Genomic DNA, 18,312 nt, shown 5'->3' on the forward strand with positions numbered 1-18,312 from the left:
CATACGTTGCGCCGGAGGGTATCGATGCCAAAATCGGTTTTTCGGTTCCTGTCGCGACAGCCTGAAGCGGTCGAACTCGAAAACGACAAATATATCCTGCGCCTGCCGCGTTATCAGGATTTCAACCAGTGGCATCGGCTTCGCGCCGACAGCCGACGGTTTCTGGAGCCCTGGGAGCCGACATGGCGGCGCGACGAGCTGACGGAAGGTTCGTTTCGCGCCCGCGTCATCCGCGGCAAGCAGGAATATGCCTCCGGACAGGCGATCCCGCTCTTCATATTCCTGAAGAAGGATATGACGCTCGTCGGCGGCATCACCATCGGCTATATCCGCCGGGGAGCGGCCCAGAGCTGCATGATCGGCTACTGGATGGGCGAGCGTTATGCCGGCCAGGGCCATATGTTCGCCGCACTTCAATTGGTTATTCCCTATATCTTCGCAGGGCTCGAGTTGCACCGTATCGAAGCAGCCTGTATTCCAGACAACGCGCGGAGCATTCGCCTGCTTGAGAAAGCCGGGTTCCAGCGGGAAGGTTATCTGCGCGGATATTTGAAGATCAACGGTCAGTGGCATGATCACGTGATGTTTTCACGTCTGGCCAGTGACGCGGATACAGGCAGGAAACCCAACAGCCGATGACCAAAGACCGCATGCTGCCGACGTCACCGTCCGGACGACTGATCGCGGTGATCGCAGCCCTCCTCCTGTCGGTATTCGCTCTTGCGGCGGGAACCGTGCAGGCGGCCGAACCGGTGAAGATTTCCCGTGACGACACCGCGCTGGATCTGACTGCCACGACGGAAATCTACGCCAATCAGGGCGAGGCCTTCCAGGTTTCCACCGCCGCTGGCGCCGACGGCATCCGCCGACGCATCGAAGTGCGTTCGAGTTCGGAAAACCATCAGGGCGACTGGGCGGTCTTTGCGCTTGCCAACGTTTCGGAAGAGCAGCTTGAGCGCGTGATCGTCGCGCCGCATTTCCGTCTCGTCAATTCGAAGCTCTTCTGGCCCGACCTCGGCTCGCAGCGCATCATCGCGATCACGCCGAGCGAAGGTTTTGCACTAGACCGTCAGCCGAGCGACGATGCCGACGTCTTCCGCATCACGTTGAACCCCGGCGCGGTCATCACATTCGTCGCAGAGCTTGCGACGCCCAACCTGCCGCAGATCTATCTGTGGGAGCCGGATGCCTATAAGGACACGATCAACGCCTTTACGCTCTATCGCGGCATCGTTCTCGGCATTGCGGGCCTGCTCGCGGTGTTCCTGACCATCCTTTTCGTCGTCAAGGGAACCTCGATGCTGCCGGCAACGGCGGCTCTCGCCTGGGCGGTGCTCGGCTATATCTGCGTCGATTTCGGCTTTCTCGGAAAGCTGATCAGTGTCGCCTCGGCGGATCAACGAATATGGCGCGCCTGTGCGGAGGTGGCGCTCGCCTCCAGCTTGGTCATCTTCCTGTTCACCTATCTCAATCTCAACCGATGGCATGTGCATCTGGGTTACGCGACGCTTGCCTGGGTGCTGGGTCTTGCCCTGCTGTTCGGCGTGGCGATCTACGATCCGTCGATTGCGGCCGGCATTGCGCGGCTTTCCTTCGCGCTGACGGCGGCGATCGGCCTGCTGCTCATCATCTACCTTGGCTTCAACCGCTATGATCGCGCCATCCTGCTCGTGCCTGCCTGGGCTTTGACACTGGTCTGGCTATTCGGCGCGTGGCTGACGATTACCGGCCGGCTCGACAATGACATCATCCAACCCGCGCTCGGCGGCGGCCTCGTTCTCATCGTGCTCCTGATCGGTTTTACCGTGATGCAGCATGCCTTCGCGGGCGGGGCTTTCCAGCAGGGCCTGTTTTCCGATCTGGAGCGCCAGTCGCTGGCGTTGACGGGCTCGGGCGATATGGTCTGGGATTGGGATGTGGCGCGTGACCGCGTCGTCACCATCCCTGATGTTTCCGTCAAGCTCGGACTTTCGCCGGGCACGATGCATGGAGCGGCACGCAACTGGCTGCCGCGACTGCATCCCGACGATCGCGACCGTTTTCGCGCCACGCTCGACGTGCTCCTGGAACATCGCCGCGGGCGGCTGAATCACGAATTCCGCATCCGCGCCGAAGACGGCCATTTCCATTGGCTCCTGATCCGCGCCCGGCCGGTTCTCGGTTCGAATGGCGAGATCATCCGCTGCGTCGGCACGATCGTCGACGTTACCGAGCAGAAGAATTCCGTCGAGCGGTTGCTGCACGATGCACTGAACGACAATCTGACGGGCCTGCCGAACCGGCAGGTCTTCCTCGACCGCCTGCAGTCGGTGCTGACGCTGGCGCCGGGCGGCGAAACGCTGCGTCCGACCGTGATGGTGATCGATATCGACCGCTACAAGCTGGTCAACGATTCGCTCGGCGTCGCGGCCGGCGACAATATTCTGATCGCGCTCACCCGTCGCCTGCGCCGGCTCCTGAAACCGCAGGATACGCTGGCGCGCCTTTCCGGCGATCAGTTCGGCCTCATCCTCGTTTCCGAGCACGATCCGGCGAAGATTGCTGACTTCGCCGATGCGATCAGCAAGGCGATCATGGTGCCGATCAACTTCTCCAATCGCGAGATCATTCTGACGGCTTCGGTCGGGCTCGCCACATGGGTCGACCGACAGGAGAGCGCATCGGGCCTGCTGAGTGATGCCGAACTTGCCATGTACCGCGCCAAGCGCGCCGGCGGCAACCGCGTCGAACCCTTCCAGCCGGCCTTCCGCGATTTCGGCACTGATCGCCTGCAGCTCGAATCGGATCTGCGCCGTGCCATCGAGCGCAAGGAGCTTTCGATGGTCTATCAACCAATCGCGCGGCTGGAGGATGTCGAAATCGCCGGTTTCGAGGCACTGATGCGCTGGGAGCATCCGAAGCGCGGCAATATCCCGCCGTCGGAATTCATCCCTATCGCCGAAGCGTCCGACATTATCGGCGCGCTTGGCATTTTCGCGCTGGAACAGGCGACCAACGATCTGATGGGATGGCAGAACCAGACCGGCGAGCTGCCGATCTTCGTTTCCATCAATCTGTCGAGCGTACAGCTTCTCAACAACGAGCTTTATGACGACGTTCGCTCGGTGCTGGCGAAGACCCATTGCGATCCGTCGCGGCTGAAGCTCGAGCTGACGGAATCCATGGTGATGGAAAACCCGGAACAGGCGCGCCTCGTGCTGCAGAAGCTGAAAGAAGCTGGCCTCGGCCTGGCGCTCGATGATTTCGGCACGGGTTATTCGTCACTCGCCTACCTCACCCGCTTCCCCTTCGACACGATCAAGCTCGACAAGGCGCTGGTGCGTGACAATAGCGACAAGAAGGCGACCGTGCTGAGATCGGTCATCTCAATGGCGCGCGAGCTGGAGATGAAGGTGGTTGCCGAAGGTATCGAATCCAACGAGGATGCGATCGAGCTTGCCAAAATGGGCTGCAGCTATGGCCAAAGCTATCTCTTCGGGCCGCCGATGCCGTCGGAATCGGTGCTGCGTTTACTGAGGGAACGGTTTCCGCTGACGAAGCGGGCCTGATCCCATGGCGTTCGGCGGCTTTTTCCGGGGCATTCGAGCCCATCCGATCGATATGACCTTCCTTGCCTGTGACGGTCATTGACCATTGGCGGCCGATGTGCGCCTGTGACTCAGCGCAACAAGGAAAATCCGATGCTCAAGCTATTGCTCGCCCTCTCGATGGGCGCCTTTTGCGTCTCTCCCCTCTACGCCACCGAAATTCACCCTGCCGCGCTGAGCTGCCAGGCGGCAGAAGAGCCAGGGCGTTGTGAAAAATTGAAGAAGGACTTCAAAGCGGCCTATGCGCTCGCCCACAAGGGAGATCACGGTGCACAGGTCATCGTGGCCTTCTGCCTCTCTACCGGTTGCCGCGGCGCTGTGATCATCGACAAGGTCGCTGCTTGCAGCTGGCATATCGTTATAGCCAATTCCGGCGCGGCCACCGTGATCGATGGCTCCAACCTCAAGGATACCTGCCGTCCAATGACGCAAGAGCAGAAGACCGCTGCACGTGTCCTGTCCAGCGAACTCGTCCGCAATATCTATAACCGTCCGGTGACGGCGGCGGACCAGATGTAGGCTGGCTGGTGTTTACAGGTCTGGAGACCGTTGAAGCGAAATACCATTGCCCTTATCGCCATCGCCGTTATGCTGCCGAAAAACACAACCAGGAGGCACCCTATGATCCTGCACTGCGTATTCATGCGGCTGAAGAGCGCTATGACACCAGATGACAAGCAGGCGCTGTTCGATGCGATCGTGGCGCTGAAGCAGGTGATACCGGGTATTCTGGATATCAAATACGGGCCGAATGTTTCACCCGAGGGGCTGCATGGCGGTTTCGTCGACGGCTTTGCCGTGACCTTCGAGAGCCCCGAGGCCCGAGACGGCTATCTGGTGCATCCCGAACACGTGGCCGTCGGCGAGCGCATCGTCTCGTCGACGGATGGAGGCCTGGCCGGCCTCCTGGTCTTCGATCTCGTTACTTGACGAAGCAATTCCAGGAAAAGTGTGCAGCGGTTCTCCGTCCGGAATTGAGTCTGGCCGAAGTATGCTCAGCTCGACTTTGCCATGGCAGCGGAGAGCTGGTCGACATTGTAGCGGAACATCTTCTCGTAGGTCGGTGCCGGACCTTTCACATCCGATAGCGATTCGACGTAAAGCTCGCCGCCGGGTTCAGCGCCGGTTGCCGTGGCGACCTGCTTGATGAGGCGCGGATCATTGGAATTTTCGAAGAAGTAGGTCTTCACGTGTTCCTGCTTGATCTGCTCGATCAGCTTGGAGACATCGGCGGCGGAGGCTTCGCTTTCTGTCGAGAGGCCAATCGGTGCGAGAAAGCTGACATTATATTCGCGGCCAAAATAGCCGAAGGCATCGTGGCTCGTCAGCACCTTGCGTCGGTCATCGGCGATCTTGTCGAATTTGGAATGCGCATAGGCATTCAGTTCATCAAGTTTGTGAATATATTTCTCGGCATTGGCCTTGAAGGCTGCGGCGTCAACTGGATCGGCGTCGGACAATGCCTTCTCGATATTGGCGACCCAGACCTTCACATTGACGGGACTGTTCCAGACATGCGGGTCGGTGACGGTCTTACCGTCCTCTTCCATGGTGCGGGTGTTAATACCCTCGGAAACCGTGACTGGCTTGCCCTTGTAGCCGGAGGCGGTGATCAGCCGATCCATCCAGCCTTCCAGCCCCTCGCCGCTGACGAAGGTCACTTTTGCGGCATTCAGCGCCTTGGCATCAGCCGGCGACGGCTCGAATTCGTGGGGATCGCCATTCGGGCCGACGAGGCTCGTGACCTTGACATGGTCGCCGCCGACCTGGCGGACGACATCGGCGAGCACCGTGAAGGAGGCGACGACCTTCAGGGTCTCGGCCGAAGCCGGCACAGCCGAAAGCGTTATCAATACAGGCAAGGAGGCGGAGAGAATCAGTTTGCGAGGTATCATCGGTGTCTCCTGTGATCAGCCCTTCAGATGCGGGCGGGGGAAGAAGCGCCGGGCAAGGCCCGACGGTGCGAAGAAGATCGAAAGGCCATAGAGCAGCGCCGCGGTCATGATGATCGTCGGGCCGGAGGCAAGTTCGAGATGATACGAAGCGATGAGGCCGAGATAGCCGGAAGCCGCCGCACTTGCCGCCGCGAAGAGCATCATGATTGGCAGGCTGCGGGACCAGAGTTGGGCGACCGCAGCCGGCAGCATCATCAGGCCGACGGCCATCAGCGTGCCGAGCGCCTGGAAGCTTGCGACGAGATTCAGCACCACCAGCAGCAGGAAGAGGAAATGATAGACGGGTCCGCGCCCGCCGACGGCACGCAGGAAGCCAGGGTCGAAGCATTCAGCAACCAGCGGCCGGTAGATGATGGCAAGCACCAGCAGCGTTAGTGAGGCGATGGCACCGATCTGTGTCAGCGCCGGCGCGTCGATCGCGAGGATCGTGCCGAAAAGCACATGAAGCAGATCGATGTTGGAACCGCGGAGCGAGACGATGAGCACGCCGAGCGCCAGCGACGCGAGATAGAAGCTTGCAAAGCTCGCGTCCTCCTGCAGTACCGTCATGCGGCTGACGACACCCGACAGAAGCGCGACGGAAAGGCCCGCGACAAGTCCACCGATACCCATCGCCGTCAACGACAGCGAGCCGGCGACCAGATAGCCTATTGCCGCACCGGGCAACACCGCATGGCTCATGGCATCGCCCATGAGGCTCATGCGGCGAAGCATGAGGAAAACGCCAATGGGGCCGGAACCGAGCCCGAGGCAGAGGCAGGCAACGAGCGCCCGGCGCATGAAGCCGTAATCGGCAAAAGGGGCGAAGAAGATCTCGTAGGCTGTCATGTCGCCGGCACCCCGCAGGCTTCGGCATCTTCATCCCAGCGCTCGGCCATGGCACGAGCCTGCAGAAGATTGGCGGATGACATGACTTGCTGCGTCGGCCCCCAGCCGATCAGCCTGCGGGCGAGCAGCAGGGTCTCCGGGAAATATTCCCTCACCTGTTCGAAATCATGGAGCACCGCAATCACGGTCCGTCCATCGCCGTGCCAACGGACGACAATGTCGAGCAAATCCCTTGTCGTGCGGGCATCGATGGCAGCGAAGGGTTCGTCAAGCAGGATAATACGGGCATCCTGCAGCAGCAGGCGGGCAAAGAGCACGCGCTGGAACTGACCGGCCGAAAGCGAGCCGATATGCCGCTTCTCGAATCCTTCCAGACCGACCGTGGCGAGTGCGGCACCCGCGCGCGCAACGTCTTGCTTTGCAATGCGGCCAAAAGCACCCGCCTGGCGCCAGCTTCCCAGCAGCACAGTATCCACAACCGAAATCGGGAAGCGTCTGTTGATCTCCGCCGCCTGTGGGAGATAGCCGAAATCGGTGCGTTGCATCAGGTGTTCCACACGTCCCTCTACAGGGCGCAGTTCCCCCATGATCGCCTTCAGCAGCGTGGATTTTCCCGCGCCATTCGGCCCGGCAATCGCCGTCATGCTGCCAGACCGGAAAGTACCTGAGAGATGATGGACAGCGGGGTGGCGATCATAGGAGACAGTGAGATTGTCGAGGCGGATCTCGGGCGGGCTCATGGCAACAGAACTGCCCAGTAAATTGCGAGCCAGAGAACCGCGGCGATAGCGAGGGCACCACAGGTGCGTAGAAGCGCAGATTGCCCGAGAAGACTGACGGCGAGACGTTCAGGGGCGGGGGCGGATCGCATGCTCATTCCTTTTATGTAATAACGTATATGTAATAACGTAACTGTTATGTTATAACAATTGCGGCAGGAATGAGGCAGGGAACGTGATTGATCCGCTAGGCGCGCATCTCGGCGATCATGGATCGAAAGACTGAGAAAAATAAAAGGGCGCCCGAAGGCGCCCCTGCATCTGACTTGAGAAGATCAATCTCAGAGCTGCTCAAGCATAGCAGCTGCGCCGGAAACGGTTGCCTGGCCAGGTGATTCCTCGACATTGAGCAACTTCACAACGCCGTCTTCAACCAGCATGGAATAGCGCTTGGAACGAACCCCGAGGCCGCCGGCGGAGAGATCGGCATCGAGGCCGACTGCCTTGGTGAAGCCGGCGTCCCAGTCGGCGAGGAAATGGATCTTGCCGAGACCGCCGGAAGACTGTGCCCAGGCGCCCATGACATGCCAGTCGTTGACGGCGAGAACGGCGATATCGTCGACGCCCTTTGCGAGAATGGCATCACGGTTTTCCAGATAGCCCGGCAGATGGTTCAGCGAACAGGTGGGTGTGAAGGCGCCGGGCACTGCAAAGAGCACAACGCGCTTGCCGCCAAAAAGCTGCTCGGTGGTGGTTTCGACGGGGCCGTCGGCCGTCTTTTCCTTGAAAGTGACGGCAGGAAGCTTGTCGCCGATCGCGATGGTCATGGATTATCTCCTCGGTTCTGGCTGATCGCGGCCGCGCCGCGTGCGGAATTGAGAGGGGACTATAAGACGCGATCATTCAAAGGCAAGCGTGGTTTCCATGGTCTGCGAACCATCGATGATCAGCACACTCCACTGCTTGCCGTGGATGTCATAATTCTTCGGCAGCTTGCCGATGGAAATATCGGTAGCATAGGCCTTGCCGCCGCGGGCAGTATTCATCTGTTTGGTGAAGGCATAACCACTCGGCCCGGTGACAATGATATCAGGCGTCCCGCTCCCCTCTTCCGGCAGGGTGATCTTCAGCGAAAGCTGCTTCAGATCGGGCGACATGGCATATGCCACGATCTCGAAATCCGCGGACGGCGCTTCGGGAAGGCGGGCAGCCGCACTCTGAAGGATCATTTCCTCCTGCGGCCGCGACATTGCCGCAGCTCCGATCTTCAGTGAAAACTGCGCCTGGAATGGGATACAGATGTCCTTGCAGATACCGATGAAGGCTGTGGCATCGAACAAAACCGGACCTGCCTTCGAGGCCGTCAGCGATAGTGGCAGGGTCACCGGCGCGTCATAGCCGATATCCTCGACTTTGCCATTGGAAATAAGTTTGGGAACGGGGTAGGAAATGGCATCGAGCGTCACGCCGCTCTGCGGTGCTATCGTGATCTGCGGGGGGATGCCGTTATTGCCCGGTTCACGCCAATAAGTGATCCAGCCGGGCTTGGGCTCGATCTGCAAACCGGCGCGTATGTGGCCATTGCCATCAGGCGGCAGCGCCACGAGGCGCATCCGGCCACTTTCGTTCTCGGCCCAATCACTCATCTCCGCATAGGCCGAATGAAACAGGCCAAGTATGGGCACAGCCGAAATGAGTATGATTAATACGGCTCGCTGGAGCAATAAAATAACTCTCATGGAACAAAGGTTTACCGAAATTTGCCATTTGCCGCCAGAAGCCCTGCCCATTTAAATCTTCATTTTCGGTTGATTGATCTGTGACATTGGCCCATGCTTCCCCTGTCGGAGCCTTTGTGTGATCTGGCGGCAGGAGGAACCATGTCCCTAGCAACGCTAAAGAACAGACGGGAGCGCGGATTTTTCGACGGTCAGTTTCTGATCGCCATGCCTGGCATGGAAGATCGTAATTTTGCGCGCACGGTGATCTACATCTGCGCCCACTCGGATGCCGGCGCCATGGGCTTCGTCATCAATCGTCCGCAAAGCCTCACCTTCACCGATGTGCTGCTGCATCTCGACATGATCAAGCATGAAGATTCCATCGTATTGCCGAAGGACGCGCGAGAGTTCCCGATCCAGACGGGCGGACCTGTAGAAAGCGGCCGCGGCTTCGTGCTGCATTCTGACGACTATGTCAGCGACTCTTCCATTCCCGTCAGTGACGATATTTGCTTGACGGCGACACTCGATATCGTGCGTGCCATCTCGAGGGGCGGTGGTCCGAAGCGGGCAACAATGCTGCTCGGTTATTCCTCATGGGGTGCGGGCCAGCTCGAAAACGAGGTGGCCGCCAACGGCTGGCTCAATTGCGCCGCCAATGAGGAGCTGATCTTCGATCGCTGCCTCGACGACAAGTACGAGCGGGCGCTGGCCAGCATGGGCGTGACGCCAGCCATGCTGTCGGCCGAGGCCGGCCACGCCTAAGCGGGTCACTCCGGAACGAAACCGTTTTTTCGGCGTTCCCTGTCGGCAAGCGGACACCCCGTCCGTGATCCGAGAGGAGGCACACATGGGTAGCACTGGCGACAAGATTTCCGGCAAGGTCAACGAGATGGCCGGCAAGGCGAAGAAGGCGGCCGGCAAGACCACTGGCGACCGTGAAATGCAGACCAAGGGTGGAGTGCAGGAAGCCAAGGGCAAAGCCCAGGTCGCAACCGGAAAAGCAAAGGACAAACTGAAGGGTGCCGTCGACCGGCTTTAAGGCCTGTTCATCAGCTCTTGAATGCCTGCCGCAGCTGTTTGCGGCTGGCATTTTCCGTCTTCTCCTGCCTATGGAGACCTGTGATGAGGTTGTTTGCCTGCGACAATTGCGATCAGGTTATCCATTTTGACAACAGGCAGTGTGTGCGCTGCAACCATCGCCTTGGCTTCTTTGCCGGCGATCTGTCCGTGCATGCGCTGGAGTCGCGGGACGAGGTCAATTGGCAGCTCGTCTCCGATCCGACACGGCTGGTTCGGTTTTGCGCCAATGCCGGGCTCGATATCTGCAACTGGCTGGTCGATGACGGCAATGACTTCTGCATCGCCTGCCGGCATAACCGGCTGGTGCCGAATACGGATACACAAGATGGCATCGACCGCTGGCGGCGGATCAGCCAGGCGCAGCGGCACCTCTTCTACTCGCTGTTGCGCTGGAACCTGCCGCATCCCGACCGACAGGAAGACCCGCAAGGAGGGCTAGTCTTCGATTTCGTCGAAGATGCCGTGCAAAACGATGGCAATGTCGTTCCGGCCATGACGGGTCACGAGGAAGGGCTGATCGCCATTCGTGCGGCCGAGGCGGACGACGTGACCCGCGAGCAGGCGCGAACGGCGATGGACGAGCCCTATCGCACCCTGCTCGGCCATTTCCGCCACGAAACGGGGCATTTCATCTGGGACAAGCTGGTGCGCGACCGCAATGGCTTCGACACATTCCGCGCGGCCTTCGGCGACGAGCGTCAGGACTATGGAACGGCATTGCAGAACCACTATGCCAACGGACCAATCCCGGGTTGGCAGGAAAACTTCATCAGCGCCTATGCCTCTGTCCATCCATGGGAGGATTTCGCGGAGTGCTTTGCGCATTACCTGCATATCGTCGATACGCTGGAGACGGCGCGCAGCTTCGGCATGGCGATCGAGCCGCGTGGTCATGAGGAGATTGCGGCCGAGGTGGATTTCAATCCTTATCGGGCGAAAAGCGCCGAACAGCTCGTCAGCGCCTGGGTACCGCTCAGCCTGGCGATCAATGCGATCCAGCGCAGTATGGGGCAGCCAGATTCCTATCCTTTCGTGCTGTCTCCGCCCGTCGTGGCGAAGCTCGAATACCTGCACCAGCTGATCCAACATGCTGCTGCCGAACAGCAGCAGGCGGCATAATCAGCCCGCTCTCTTGCTCTTCTTGAACGGCTCCATTCCTTTGCGAGCCAGTTCATCAGCACGTTCGTTTTCGGGGTGGCCGGCATGGCCCTTGACCCAGTGGAGCGTCACCTTATGCCGGTTGCGGGCTTCTTCCAGTGCCTGCCAGAGCTCTGCATTCTTCACCGGCTTGTTATCGGAGGTTTTCCAGCCATTCTTCTTCCAGCCGAAGATCCATTTCGAAATACCATCCTTCACATAGGCGCTGTCGGTGTAGAGATCGACTTCGCAAGGCTCTTTCAAGGCGCTGAGCGCGGAGATAGCAGCCAAGAGCTCCATGCGGTTGTTCGTGGTTTCGGCTTCTCCACCGGAAAGCTCCTTTTCCACCTCGCCGTAACGCAGCACTGCTCCCCAGCCGCCCGGGCCAGGATTGCCGGAGCATGCACCATCCGTGAAGATATCGATGTGCTTCATAGGCTCAGCCCATATTCGGCCGGCGAGGAAATCTGACGGTGGAAGCGCAGCTTGCGCAGATATTCCAGCGGATCCTTCTTGGTGACCATGGCGCCTTCTGGCGTCATCAGCCAGTCATAGAGGCGGGTCAGGAAGAAGCGCAGGGCCGAGCCGCGGGAAAGGATCGGCAGGGCATCGACCTCCTTGTCACTCAAGGGCCGGACGCTCTGGTAGCCTTCCAGCATCTGCGTGCCCTTGGTGATGTTATAGGCTCCATCCTTTTCGAAGCACCAGGCATTGAGGCAGATCGATACGTCGTAGGCGAGCAGATCGTTGCAGGCGAAATAGAAATCGATGAGCCCGGAGAGCTCGTCGCCGAGGAAGAAGACATTGTCTGGGAAAAGATCGGCGTGAATGACGCCTGCCGGCAGATCCTTCGGCCAATGGGTCCGCAGAAAATCGAGCTCGCTGCGGATCTCGTTTTGCAGGCCGGGTTCGACCTCGTCGGCGCGTGTCTCGGACTTGTCCCAGAGCGTCTGCCAACCTTCGAGCGACAACGCGTTCGGCCGCGTCAGCGTGAATCCTTCGGCGGCGAGATGCATCCGCGCCAACGCCTTGCCAACTTCGCGGCAGTGCTTCGCGTCCGGCTTTCTCAGCCACATACCTTCTAGGAACGAGATCAATGCGGCGGGACGGCCCGACAATGTGCCGAGCAGGGCACCGTCTTTGCGTGGCAGCGGTAGTGGGCAGGACAGGCCGCCGGCGGACAGATGTTGCATCAGGCCAAGGAAGAAGGGGAGATCGCTCTTTTCCACTCGCTTCTCGTAAAGTGTCAGAATGAGCGGTGCCTTCGATGTGTGCAGCAGGAAATTGGAATTCTCGACGCCTTCGGCGATGCCCTTGTAGGAGAGCAGGGCGCCGGCATCATATTCGGTGAGAAACCATTTCAGATCGTCTTCGGCGATATCGGTATAAACTGCCAAGTTGGTCTCTCACTGTAGAGGCGGTGTTCATTAGATGGGCAGGGCAGAGGGAAAGCCCCTCACCTCATTCTCCGTTCACAAACGCCATGTCAGCCGTCGTCAGCTCAAGGCCGCGCAGTTCGCGGTTGACGAGGAAATGCTCGTTTTCCTGCACGGTTTCGGCAAGCTCGACGCGGGCATCGAAGCGGGTACGGAAGGCCTCGATGATCTCGTTGACGATCACTTCAGGGGCGGAAGCACCGGCAGACAGGCCGAGGGTGGCAATCGGACCGATCGCATCCCAATCGAGTTCGGAAGCACGCTGTACGAGAATCGACCTCTTCGCTCCCGCTCTCAGCGCCACTTCCATGAGCCGCTTTGAATTGGAAGAATTCGGCGCGCCAACGATGATGAAAAGATCGCAGCCGGGGGCAGCCTCCTTCACCACTTCCTGACGGTTGGTCGTGGCATAGCAGATAGAATCGGCAGCCGGCGCCTTGAGATTGGGAAAGCGCTCTTCCAGCCGCCTGATGACGCCGGCCGTATCATCGACCGACAGCGTCGTCTGGGTGACATAGCCGAGATTATCGGGATCGTCGGGCTGATAGGCGTCGACATCCTCGACAGTCTCGACCAGTGAAACGGAGCCCTCGGGCAGCTGCCCCATGGTGCCGATCACTTCCGGATGGCCCGCGTGGCCGATCAGGATGACATGACGGCCAAGGCGGTTATGACGCATCGCCTGCTTGTGGACCTTGGAGACCAGCGGACAGGTGGCGTCGAGATAGAAGAGGTTGCGGGCATTCGCATCTTCAGGCACGGATTTCGGCACGCCATGGGCGGAAAAGACAACCGGCTGGGCGCGGTGTTCGGCGGGGATCTCGTCAAGCTCCTCGACGAAGACGGCGCCCTTGGCTTCCAGCCCTTCCACGACATAGCGGTTGTGGACGATCTCATGGCGGACATAAACAGGCGCACCATAGGCCTTCAGCGCCAGCACGACGATCTGGATCGCCCGGTCGACGCCGGCGCAGAAGCCCCGCGGGCCGCAGAGCCTGATCGTCAAGGGAGGTTTTGCCGCAATATTCATGACATATCCAGGTTAAGCTTGAGGGACCTCTAACCCAATATGGGGCGGAATTGAAGCGATACTATTGCGCAGCACTCTTGCGGCGGAACCAGGAGATGGCAGCCACGACAGCAAGCACCACCGCCAGCCCATACCAGGTGACGGCATATTGCAGATGGTCGTTCGGCAGATCGACCTGTGTCACGCCACCAATCGGAAAGCCTGCTGGATTGGGCGTGGAATCGGCATCGACGAAGAAGGGGACGACACTGGTCCTGTCGAGATCGACGCTCGATGCCATCACATCGAGGTCCTTCCAATAGAAGATGTTCTTCGCCACGTCATTGTCGGGCACCAGCCAGGAGGGCTTGCCAGGAAGTTTTGCGCGCGCGAGGCCGGTAACCGTCTGCTGGCCGGTCAACTCGCCCTGCATGCGCATTTCCGGCTCCTTGTTCTCATAGGGAACAAAGCCTCTGTTGACGAAGAGGTAACGCCCGTCCGCAAGCTGCAGCGGTGTGTAGATGTAATAGCCGGTCTGGCCACGCCAGGTGGCGAAGAAATGACGCTCCTTATTGTTGATGTAGCGGCCGGTGGCGGTGACCGTGCGGTATTCGATGTCACCATTTTGAGCCGCCATGGCCTCGATGTCCGCGAGGGGAACCGGGGCTGCAGCGCGACGCTCGGCGATATCGGCGAGCAGGCCTTCCTTCCAGTGAAGGCGTTCCACCTGCCAAGTGCCGAGCGAAATCAGGATGGCGAGCGCGATGAGAACGGCAATGCCGGTAAGGAGCGGCGGCTTGCGGCGCGGGGCCGGACTTTCGATATCAGTCACTCAAGCGTCCCTCGCGGGCATTGTGGCGATATTGCATGGCGATGAGGATGCCCTTGCACCAGCGCAGCGCCAGCAGAGACAGTATGATCGTCAGCGGGCCGAAAAGCAGGATGTGGACCCAGATTGGCGGGGCGTAATTGACCTGCAGCCAGAGAACCGAACCGATGACGATGAAGCCGACAATGAGGATGACGAAGACGGCCGGGCCATCGCCAGCATCGGCGAAGGAATAGTCCAGGCCGCAGGCTGCGCAGCGCGGTTTGAGGCCAAGTACCCCATCAAAGAGCTGACCGTGACCGCAGCGCGGGCAGCACCCCCTGATACCGGTCTTGACCGGATCGACCGGTGGAAATTGCGCGTCATCTTCACTCATGTCTATCTCCCGCCGACGGCTTTTCGCCGTCTGCCTTAACTCTCCCATAAAGTATTCGCATCCCGAATGGAAATGCCTGCGCGTTTTCGCCGCCGCATAATTCCTCAAATCGGAATCGATTTAGGGAATCATGCAGCAATTCAAAGCGTTACAGCGTCCTTTGCTCGTCTGGAAAGATGGGCGGCGCTGTAATGATTCGCGCCAAACAGAAGAAGAAGACTGATGACCAACGATAGCCATGCCGGACAGATCATAATCCTGAACGGCGCACCGCGAAGCGGCAAATCCAGTATTGTGTGCGCGATCCAGGACGAATTCGAGGGGCCGTGGATCAACCTCGGCGTCGACACCTATAATGCCATGACGCCGAAGCGCTACCTGCCCGGTATCGGCTTAAGGCCCGGCGGCGAACGGCCGGACCTGGAGGAGCTGGTACCATTCCTCTATGCAGCGCTCTATGAATCCATCGCCATTCATGCTGGATTCGGCCTCAATGTCGTCGCCGATCTCGGCCATCACGACAGCTATTCGCAGCCGCTCGGCATTCTCGGCGATTGCGCCCGACGGCTGGAGGGTTTTCCCGTGTTGTTCGTCGGCGTCAAGTGCCCGATCGGGACGATCATGCGGCGGCGCGAGATCCATCAGGAAGGGCGCGAAACACTCTACCTGCGCGCCACCGAGGAGACACCGGTGCCGGAACCGGTGCAGCGTTGGCAGGACGAGGTTCATCGCCCCGGTCTCTACGACATGGAGGTCGATACGTCCGTCCTGACCGCGCTCGAATGTGCCGAGGCGATCCGCCATCAGCTGGATCTCGGTATTCCGCAGCCTTCGGCTTTCGAGAAGCTGGCGGGTCAGCGGTGAGACACAGACAAGCCTCAAGACAAAGAAAAAGGCGGGGCCGATGGCACCCGCCTTTTTTGATCACTATCAGGCCTCGATCAGCCTGCTGCTACCGGAGCACCCCAGCCACCCCAGACGTAGATGCAGAAGAACAGGAACAGCCAGACCACGTCGACGAAGTGCCAGTACCAGGCGGCCGCCTCGAAGCCAAAGTGCTGCTTAGGCGTGAAGTCGCCGCGCAGCGCACGCAGCAGGCAGACCAGCAGGAAGATGGTACCGACCAGAACGTGGAAACCATGGAAGCCCGTGGCCATGAAGAAGGTCGCGCCGTAGATCGAGTTGCGGAACTCGAACGGTGCGTGGGCATATTCGTAAGCCTGGACGCTGGAGAAGAGCACGCCAAGCAGGACGGTCAGCGTCAGGCCCTGAATGAGCCCTCTACGATCGTTGTGCAGCAGAGCGTGGTGAGCCCAGGTCACAGTCGTGCCCGACAGCAGCAGGATAACGGTGTTGTAGATCGGCAGGTGCCAGGGATCGAGAACCTCAATGCCCTTCGGCGGCCAGACGCCGCCGGTGTAGGCGAGGCGCGAAGCCTGGATGGCTTCATGCGGAAAGAGGCTGGCATCGAAATAGGCCCAGAACCAGGCAACGAAGAACATCACTTCCGAAGCGATGAACATGATCATGCCATAGCGCAGGTGCAGGGACACGACGCGCGTGTGAGCACCCTCGTCAGCTTCCTTCACAGTGTCCGACCACCAGCCGTACATGACGTATAAAACGACAGCCAGCCCGATGAAGAAGACCCACGGTTGGGCCCATTCGACACCGAGAACATGCAGCGAGCCGCCGTTCAGGTAGCGCATAAAACCGACGCCGCCGAAGGCCATCAGGAATGCACCAAGCGAGGCCAATATCGGCCACGGGCTCGGAGCTATAATGTGGTAATCGTGATTCTTCTGATGAGCATCGGCCATGTCAGATCCCCGGTGTCTAAATTCTCCGCTTCCGGCGACGCCGGAAACACTCCTCAATCAAAGTTTCTTTTCAGCCTGTCCCGCACTACCCTCATTCGAAGCCACTGGCTTCGGACCCTCTTTGGGATAGAACGTGTATGACAGCGTGACCGTATGAATGCTTTTCGATTCAGCGGCCTTGGTAATTTCCGGATCGATATAGAACACGACCGGCATTTCAAGCTTTTCGCCCGGCTTCAGGTCCGTTTCATTAAAGCAGAAACATTGCACCTTGTTGAAATAAGCGCCCGCCTCGCCCGGCGTCACGTTGAAGACAGCCTGACCGCGCTGGGTTTCGTTGGAACGGTTCTCGGCGATGAAATTGACTTGGATCGTCTCGCCGATCTTCGGATTGACCTCGCGCTCGACCGGCCTGAATTCCCACTGCAGACCGGGAGCGACGTTGGCGTCGAAGGTAACGCGCATTTTTCGATCGAGAATTACGCTCGAAACCTGATCGACGCGCTGCGTCGTGCCGTTATAGCCCGTGACCTGGCAGAAAATTCGATAAAGCGGCACGGCAGCATAGCTTGCCGCTCCCATGCCGACGACGAAGCTCAGGCACATGAAGACGACGGCGGCATTGTTGCGCGGTTTCTTCGGTGCGTTGACGACATCGCTCATCGCCTCAGCCTCCGTGCGCCAGAAACTTGACGATGGTGATGGCGTAGAAAAGGATCACCAGCCCAGCGAGTGCGAGACCGAGGGCAATGTTGCGGTTGCGGCGCGACTTGCGTTGCGCCTCGGTAAGTTTGACCAATTCCATTAGAACGAGCCTCCTGCATATAAGACCAGCGCGGCAACCAGCCGGTCGAGCATCAGCGCGGAGAACACGGCGAAGAGATAGAAGATAGAGAAGCCGAAGAGCTTCTTCGCCGGGATCATTTTGAGATCGCCATCGGGCATGCGCCAGACGGCGATGGAACAGTATATGAAGACCGCACCGAGTGCTGCGGCAACCACGCCGTAACCGACGCTGGCGAAACCGAGGAACGTCGGCATTACGGCGCAGACAGCCGACAACACGGCATAAGCAACGATCTGATGCTTGGTGGTGCGTTCACCCGAAACGTTCGGCAGCATCGGCACGCCGACCGCCTCATAGTCACGCATCTTGAACAGAGCGAGCGCCCAGAAATGCGCCGGCGTCCACATGAAGATGATGAGGAAAAGGACCGTGCTTTCGATCGTAACCGAATTGGTCACGCAGGCCCAGCCGATCATGGGCGGAAAGGCGCCGGCCGCACCGCCGATGACGATGTTCTGCGGCGTCGAACGCTTCAGCCACATCGTGTAGATGACGGCATAGAAGAAAATGGTGAAGGCGAGGATCGAGGCCGACAGCCAGTTGACCGCAAGACCGAGGATCGTCACCGAGAAGCAGGAGAGCACGAGGCCGAAGGCCAACGCTTCCTTGGGCAAGATGCGGCCCGCCGGGATCGGGCGCTTGGCGGTGCGGCTCATGACGGCGTCAATGTCGGCGTCATACCACATGTTCAGCGCACCCGACGCCCCTGCGCCGACGGCGATGCAAAGGATGGCGATCAGGCCAAGGATCGGATTGATGTGCCCCGGCGCCAGCACGAGGCCGGCAAAAGCCGTAAAGACGACGAGCGACATGACCCGCGGCTTCAGAAGCTCGAAATAATCGCGCGCACTCGCTTCCGACAGGCGAGAGTCGCCGTCTTCAGCAAGAGCCTCGTGATTGTCGATTACCGTCATCATTCCGTCCTGAATTACCTAATTGCCAGACGCCGCAGAGGCCTGCGGCGT

22 protein-coding genes are annotated in these 18,312 nt (G+C 59.6%); 8 read left to right on the forward strand and 14 right to left on the reverse strand.

All coding sequences use genetic code 11. The annotated features are described in order from the left end of the window. Positions 1-24 precede the first annotated feature (24 nt). The 4 genes from EV281_RS07120 to EV281_RS07135 all read left to right on the forward strand — a co-directional run bounded on the left by EV281_RS07120 (position 25) and on the right by EV281_RS07135 (position 4,517). On the forward strand, positions 25-639 hold the full coding sequence (locus EV281_RS07120; protein WP_132652284.1) for a GNAT family protein: 615 nt from the start codon (positions 25-27) through the stop codon (positions 637-639). Beyond that, on the forward strand, positions 636-3,548 hold the full coding sequence (locus tag EV281_RS07125; protein ID WP_132652286.1) for a sensor domain-containing phosphodiesterase: 2,913 nt from the start codon (positions 636-638) through the stop codon (positions 3,546-3,548). The genes EV281_RS07120 and EV281_RS07125 overlap by 4 nt, the downstream gene beginning before the upstream one ends. A 132-nt stretch (positions 3,549-3,680) precedes the next feature. Next, a complete protein-coding gene (locus EV281_RS07130) occupies positions 3,681-4,106 on the forward strand; it encodes a hypothetical protein (RefSeq protein WP_132652288.1) in 426 nt (141 codons plus the stop codon). A gap of 102 nt (positions 4,107-4,208) precedes the next feature. Then, complete coding sequence (locus tag EV281_RS07135; RefSeq protein WP_132652290.1) at positions 4,209-4,517, forward strand: Dabb family protein; 309 nt, start codon at positions 4,209-4,211, stop codon at positions 4,515-4,517. A gap of 65 nt (positions 4,518-4,582) precedes the next feature. On the opposite strand, the gene EV281_RS07140 is transcribed toward EV281_RS07135, so the two are convergent. From EV281_RS07140 to EV281_RS07160, 5 genes are all read right to left on the reverse strand, one after another. Then, positions 4,583-5,482, reverse strand: a complete 900-nt coding sequence (locus tag EV281_RS07140) for a metal ABC transporter substrate-binding protein (RefSeq protein ID WP_132652292.1) — start codon at positions 5,480-5,482, stop codon at positions 4,583-4,585. Positions 5,483-5,497: 15 nt separating this feature from the next. Continuing rightward, positions 5,498-6,370 carry a metal ABC transporter permease gene (locus tag EV281_RS07145; RefSeq protein ID WP_132652294.1) on the reverse strand — a complete coding sequence of 291 codons (873 nt, stop codon included), beginning with the start codon at positions 6,368-6,370 and terminating at the stop codon, positions 5,498-5,500. Next, entirely contained in the window at positions 6,367-7,110 is a 744-nt protein-coding gene (locus tag EV281_RS07150; RefSeq protein ID WP_132652296.1) for a metal ABC transporter ATP-binding protein, read from the reverse strand. The genes EV281_RS07145 and EV281_RS07150 overlap by 4 nt, the downstream gene beginning before the upstream one ends. Before the next feature lie 320 nt (positions 7,111-7,430). Continuing rightward, positions 7,431-7,916, reverse strand: coding sequence for a peroxiredoxin (locus tag EV281_RS07155; RefSeq protein ID WP_132652298.1), 486 nt, complete (start codon positions 7,914-7,916; stop codon positions 7,431-7,433). 72 nt (positions 7,917-7,988) lie between these two features. Next, on the reverse strand, positions 7,989-8,828 hold the full coding sequence (locus EV281_RS07160) for a protein-disulfide reductase DsbD domain-containing protein (RefSeq protein WP_184327214.1): 840 nt from the start codon (positions 8,826-8,828) through the stop codon (positions 7,989-7,991). A 141-nt stretch (positions 8,829-8,969) separates the two neighbouring features. Between EV281_RS07160 and EV281_RS07165 the strand changes: the two genes are divergently transcribed. From EV281_RS07165 to EV281_RS07175, 3 genes are all read left to right on the forward strand, one after another. After that, entirely contained in the window at positions 8,970-9,575 is a 606-nt protein-coding gene (locus EV281_RS07165) for a YqgE/AlgH family protein (RefSeq protein WP_132652302.1), read from the forward strand. Positions 9,576-9,660: 85 nt separating this feature from the next. Further along, positions 9,661-9,852: a CsbD family protein gene (locus tag EV281_RS07170; protein WP_132652304.1), complete on the forward strand. Its 192-nt coding sequence runs from the start codon at positions 9,661-9,663 to the stop codon at positions 9,850-9,852. 83 nt (positions 9,853-9,935) lie between these two features. After that, a complete protein-coding gene (locus EV281_RS07175; protein ID WP_132652305.1) occupies positions 9,936-11,012 on the forward strand; it encodes a putative zinc-binding metallopeptidase in 1,077 nt (358 codons plus the stop codon). Here EV281_RS07175 and rnhA read toward each other — a convergent pair whose 3' ends face one another. The 5 genes from rnhA to EV281_RS07200 form a co-directional block, all read right to left on the reverse strand. Further along, entirely contained in the window at positions 11,013-11,465 is a 453-nt protein-coding gene (gene rnhA / locus EV281_RS07180; protein ID WP_132652307.1) for a ribonuclease HI, read from the reverse strand. Next, a complete protein-coding gene (locus tag EV281_RS07185) occupies positions 11,462-12,427 on the reverse strand; it encodes a homoserine kinase (RefSeq protein WP_132652309.1) in 966 nt (321 codons plus the stop codon). The genes rnhA and EV281_RS07185 overlap by 4 nt, the downstream gene beginning before the upstream one ends. Before the next feature lie 64 nt (positions 12,428-12,491). Further along, a complete protein-coding gene (gene ispH, locus EV281_RS07190) occupies positions 12,492-13,496 on the reverse strand; it encodes a 4-hydroxy-3-methylbut-2-enyl diphosphate reductase (protein WP_132652310.1) in 1,005 nt (334 codons plus the stop codon). A gap of 61 nt (positions 13,497-13,557) precedes the next feature. Next, positions 13,558-14,307, reverse strand: coding sequence for an SURF1 family protein (locus tag EV281_RS07195; protein ID WP_132652312.1), 750 nt, complete (start codon positions 14,305-14,307; stop codon positions 13,558-13,560). Beyond that, positions 14,300-14,680 carry a DUF983 domain-containing protein gene (locus EV281_RS07200; RefSeq protein ID WP_132652314.1) on the reverse strand — a complete coding sequence of 127 codons (381 nt, stop codon included), beginning with the start codon at positions 14,678-14,680 and terminating at the stop codon, positions 14,300-14,302. The genes EV281_RS07195 and EV281_RS07200 overlap by 8 nt, the downstream gene beginning before the upstream one ends. 222 nt (positions 14,681-14,902) lie before the next feature. On the opposite strand from EV281_RS07200, the gene EV281_RS07205 reads away from it, so the two are divergent. Next, on the forward strand, positions 14,903-15,544 hold the full coding sequence (locus EV281_RS07205; protein ID WP_132652316.1) for a chloramphenicol phosphotransferase: 642 nt from the start codon (positions 14,903-14,905) through the stop codon (positions 15,542-15,544). Positions 15,545-15,621: 77 nt separating this feature from the next. Here the strand turns inward: EV281_RS07205 and EV281_RS07210 are convergent, their stop codons facing one another. Genes EV281_RS07210 through EV281_RS07220 form a run of 4 tightly spaced genes read right to left on the reverse strand, consistent with a single transcriptional unit; the run spans position 15,622 to position 18,261 of the window. Further along, positions 15,622-16,500, reverse strand: a complete 879-nt coding sequence (locus EV281_RS07210) for a cytochrome c oxidase subunit 3 (RefSeq protein ID WP_132652318.1) — start codon at positions 16,498-16,500, stop codon at positions 15,622-15,624. Positions 16,501-16,557: 57 nt separating this feature from the next. Then, positions 16,558-17,163 (reverse strand): cytochrome c oxidase assembly protein, encoded by a 606-nt coding sequence (locus tag EV281_RS07215; protein WP_132652320.1) that lies wholly within the window; start codon positions 17,161-17,163, stop codon positions 16,558-16,560. 4 nt (positions 17,164-17,167) lie between these two features. Beyond that, positions 17,168-17,305: a hypothetical protein gene (locus tag EV281_RS31070; protein WP_165911858.1), complete on the reverse strand. Its 138-nt coding sequence runs from the start codon at positions 17,303-17,305 to the stop codon at positions 17,168-17,170. Further along, positions 17,305-18,261, reverse strand: a complete 957-nt coding sequence (locus tag EV281_RS07220; RefSeq protein ID WP_132653205.1) for a heme o synthase — start codon at positions 18,259-18,261, stop codon at positions 17,305-17,307. The genes EV281_RS31070 and EV281_RS07220 overlap by 1 nt, the downstream gene beginning before the upstream one ends. Between the last annotated feature and the right edge of the window lie 51 nt (positions 18,262-18,312).

The sequence above is a fragment of the Rhizobium sp. BK418 genome (assembly GCF_004341105.1).
Classification (GTDB): Bacteria; Pseudomonadota; Alphaproteobacteria; order Rhizobiales; family Rhizobiaceae; genus Rhizobium.